The organism is uncultured Tyzzerella sp. (assembly GCF_963558545.1).
Lineage (GTDB): Bacteria > Bacillota > Clostridia > Lachnospirales > CAG-274 > Tyzzerella.
Genome location: NZ_CAUWHO010000089.1, coordinates 1 through 4054, shown reverse-complemented (window position 1 = coordinate 4054; position 4054 = coordinate 1). Strand labels below are relative to the sequence as shown.

Below are 4054 nucleotides of genomic sequence, written 5' to 3'. Positions count from 1 at the left end.
TGATACTCCCCTATAAAAATGGCTATTTATCAACTGTTTGTTGTGACATAGCCAATTAATTAAAGGCTCTTTAAAAGGGTCTTTTATTTAATCAATTTTTAAAATACAAAATATTTAAAAAAAATGATTAAATAAAATTCAGATTGTAGACAAAATAATATTAAAGTAAAAATTTTAATCACAATACGAGGCTTTGCTTTGGATTGTGTAAAAGATAGATTTCTAGGGGCTTTAGCACTTTTTTGAGTAAATCAGCTTTTTACCCCAAGAATATATCAAAAAAATAAACTTGTTATTTTTTTGAAGAGGGTATAGACTTTGTCTACAAGCCCATAAAATTAAGGTATTGTTTAGTATTTTATATATAAAGGAACAAAAAATAATGTATGAAAATTATACTGATGAAGAGATTTTAGATTTTATAAAAAATGGAGATATTAAAGCTACAGATTATTTAATAACTAAATATAAAAATCTTGTTAAAATGAGAGCAAGGGCATATTTTATTATAGGTGCAGATACAGAAGATATCATACAAGAAGGAATGATAGGCTTATATAAAGCTATTAGAGATTATAAAAAAACAGATGCAAGTTTTCAAACATTTGCTAAAATTTGTATAGATAGGCAAGTGATGACTGCTATAAAAACAGCAAATAGAAAGAAACATTTGCCTCTTAATTCTTATCTATCTTTAAATATGCTAGCTTATGAAGAAGATAGTGAAACTACATACATTGATAAACTAGAAGAAAGTAAAGTTTTAAATCCAGAAGAAATAGTTATAGATAAAGAAAATGTAAAAATATTACAAGAACAAATAAATCAAAATTTAAGTGGACTAGAAAAGCAAGTATTAAAGCTTTACCTAAAAGGGAGAAGCTATGCAACAATAGCCAAAAAGCTAGAAAAAGACGAAAAATCTATCGACAATGCTATACAAAGAATCAGAAAGAAAATACAAGTTATTAAATGTTGACATATATAAAAAATAAATGTAATATATAAATAGTTTTTATAAAGTAAAAATTATACAATAAAATTTTTGGAGGGTACATATAATGAGTAAAAATCCTATTGTTACAATAGAAATGGAAAATGGAGATATTATAAAAGTGGAGCTTATGCCAGAGGTTGCTCCTAATACAGTAAATAACTTTATAAGCCTTATAAATAAAGGCTTTTATGACGGACTTATTTTTCACAGAGTAATAGAAGGTTTTATGATACAAGGTGGTTGCCCAGAAAAAAATGGTATGGGTGGTCCTGGATATGGTATAGATGGCGAATTTGCTTTAAATAAATTTGAAAACAACTTAAAGCATAAAAGAGGTGTTATATCTATGGCACGTTCTCAACACCCTAACTCTGCTGGGTCTCAATTTTTTATTATGCACCAAGATGCACCACATTTAGATGGTTCTTATGCTAGTTTTGGTCAAGTTATAGAAGGTATGGAAAATGTAGATAAAATAGCAACTGTTGATACTAGTTTTTCTGACAGACCAAGAGAAGAACAAAAAATGGCTAAAGTTACTGTTGAAACATTTGGAGAAACTTATGAAGAGCCAAAAACTAATAGTATGAGATAATATTTATTTATAGGTATAGTTTTATATCTTTGTTGTAAAAATATAAAGCTATACTATTTTTTTATAGTTTTATAAAGAGTACTATTATAAGACTATATTTATAAAAATTACGTATATATTAAATATTAACTTTAAGGAGATGATTTTATGAAAATTGGAAAAAGAGAGCTATTATATCTTGTTCCCATTGTTATAGTTTTTTATGGACTACCAGTATTAATTAAAGATATGGGTATGGCTATATTAAGTTTGTTAGTTATAATGCCATCTGTTTGTTTTTTATCCAGTATAATGTATAGTTTAAATAAAAAAAGTAATATATTATATCCTATTATTTGTACTATAATTTATATACCAACTATATTTATATACTATAATTTGAGTGCTACAATTTATATATTTATATATGCTATTATTTTATTTTTAGGGTATATTATAGGTAAACTAATTATGAAAATATTAAAAATGTAGACCGTACTGTATAAATAAGAAAAGTGAGGGGAAATAGTTGCTTAGCAATAAAGTAATAAAAAATGTAATAGAAGATTTAAAAATAATAAGTAAGGTAGATTTATGTGTAGTTAATATTAATGGAGAAATATGTGCTACTACATTTAAAGTTAATAACATATCAAAAGATTATATTATAGATTTTTTTAATTCTATGGTAGAAATGCAATCTATTAGTGAATACAACTTTTTTAAGGTAATAGATGACATATCTTCTAACTATGTTGTTATAACAAAAGGTAATTCTGAAGATTGTTATATTATGGGTAAAATATGTGTTAGCCAATTAAAAAATTTAATAGTTGCATATAGAGAAAAACTTGACGAAAATGGTTTTATACAAAATTTATTGTTAGATAATATGCTTTTGGTAGATATATATAACAGAGCTAAAAAGCTAGATATAGAAAACAACGCCAATAGAGTTGTTATGATTGTAAAGGCTTATGATGATAAAGATAGCAGTTCATTAGAAATGATAAAGAACATATTTGCAGAAAATAATAGAGATTATATAACAGCAGTAAATGAAAAAAGTATTATAATAATAAAAGATATAGGTGAGGATATTTCTTATGAAGAAGTGGAAAAAGTAGCTAATATTTTAGTCGATATGTTTAACACTGAAATAATGGTTAAAGCTAAAGTGGCTTATGGCACTATTGTAAATGATTTAAAATATATATCTAAATCTTATAAAGAAGCTAAAATGTCTATGGAAGTTGGGGATATATTTTATAATGGTAGAAATATTATAGGATATAATACACTTGGTATTGGTAGGCTAATATATCAGTTACCAGTTAATCTATGTAAAATGTTTATGAATGAAATTTTTAAAGAAAACTTGCCAGATACATTTGATGAGGAAACTATAACTACTATATATAAGTTTTTTGAAAATAACTTAAATATATCAGAAACAGCAAGAAAGTTATACATACACAGGAATACTCTTGTTTATAGGCTAGAAAAGATAGAAAAAACAACAGGGCTTGATATAAGGGTATTTGATGATGCCTTAACATTTAAACTAGCTTTGATGGTTGTAAATTATATGAAACACGTTGATAACAGATAGGGTATTTTTATGGGATTAATATTATTTTTTGTATGCTTAATAGCTTGTATAGTAGGTGCTATTAGTGGTATAGGTGGAGGCATAATAATAAAGCCAGTTGTAGATAGCTTAAATATTATGGGGATACCTACATTAAGTTTTTTATCTGGTTGTACTGTTTTATCTATGGCCATTGTGTCTTTATTTAGAAGTAGAAAGCAAAATGTAAAGCTAAATATTACTATCCCTATATATCTTGGTATAGGAGCAAGTATTGGAGGTATAATAGGTAAGCAAATATTTGATATTATATCAAAAAATTTTAATAATGATGCAGTAGGGTTAGTACAATCTATTTTATTATTTATAATAAATATTTTAATTTTGGTATATATGTTTATTAGTCATAAATTAAAATCTAAAAATATTAAATCTAAAGTAATAACTATAATATTAGGCTGTTTGTTAGGTATTATATCATCTTTTTTAGGTATAGGAGGAGGCCCTATAAATATTGTAGTTATTTATTATTTTTATTCTTTAGATGCTAAGCAAACTGCTTTATCATCTTTAATAGTTGTGTTTTTTTCTCAATTAGCTAGCTTAATATTAACATTTTGTATAGGTATACCTAGCTTTAAATATATAAATCTTATTTTTATGTGCTTAGGTGGTATTTTGGGAGCATTAATAGGTAGTATTATATCTAAAAAAATGGATAATAATAAAACACAAAAATTTTTTATATTTGTTTTAGTTTTTTTAGTAGTTATAAATATTTATAATATAATAAAATTTTTATAATTTAAAATATAATAATATAAAATTTAAGGTTATGTATATTATATATAGCCTTTTTTAGTATATTATAGTTAAATAATATAAATAATAA

At 24.5% G+C, this 4054-nt stretch carries 5 protein-coding genes; all 5 read left to right on the top strand.

Features of this window, described 5'->3' with window-relative positions:
* Positions 1-346 precede the first annotated feature (346 nt).
* The 5 genes from sigH to R5Z65_RS09615 all read left to right on the top strand — a co-directional run bounded on the left by sigH (position 347) and on the right by R5Z65_RS09615 (position 3966).
* Complete coding sequence (gene sigH, locus R5Z65_RS09635) at positions 347-979, top strand: RNA polymerase sporulation sigma factor SigH (protein ID WP_331678041.1); 633 nt, start codon at positions 347-349, stop codon at positions 977-979.
* 82 nt (positions 980-1061) lie between these two features.
* Entirely contained in the window at positions 1062-1592 is a 531-nt protein-coding gene (locus R5Z65_RS09630; protein ID WP_317368781.1) for a peptidylprolyl isomerase, read from the top strand.
* Between the two features lie 147 nt (positions 1593-1739).
* Entirely contained in the window at positions 1740-2063 is a 324-nt protein-coding gene (locus R5Z65_RS09625) for a hypothetical protein (RefSeq protein ID WP_317368780.1), read from the top strand.
* Positions 2064-2100: 37 nt separating this feature from the next.
* The gene (locus R5Z65_RS09620; RefSeq protein WP_317368779.1) at positions 2101-3183 is read left to right on the top strand and encodes a helix-turn-helix domain-containing protein; all 1083 of its coding nucleotides are present in this window, start codon (positions 2101-2103) and stop codon (positions 3181-3183) included.
* Between the two features lie 9 nt (positions 3184-3192).
* Complete coding sequence (locus R5Z65_RS09615) at positions 3193-3966, top strand: sulfite exporter TauE/SafE family protein (RefSeq protein WP_317368778.1); 774 nt, start codon at positions 3193-3195, stop codon at positions 3964-3966.
* Positions 3967-4054: the final 88 nt, after the last annotated feature.

Excerpts from the sequence above, each read along its gene's own strand:
- R5Z65_RS09630 (WP_317368781.1), top strand. The coding sequence starts at position 1,062 with ATGAGTAAAAATCCTATTGTTACAATAGAAATGGAAAATGGAGATATT.
- R5Z65_RS09625 (WP_317368780.1), top strand. The coding sequence starts at position 1,740 with ATGAAAATTGGAAAAAGAGAGCTATTATATCTTGTTCCCATTGTTATA.
- R5Z65_RS09615 (WP_317368778.1), top strand. The coding sequence starts at position 3,193 with ATGGGATTAATATTATTTTTTGTATGCTTAATAGCTTGTATAGTAGGT.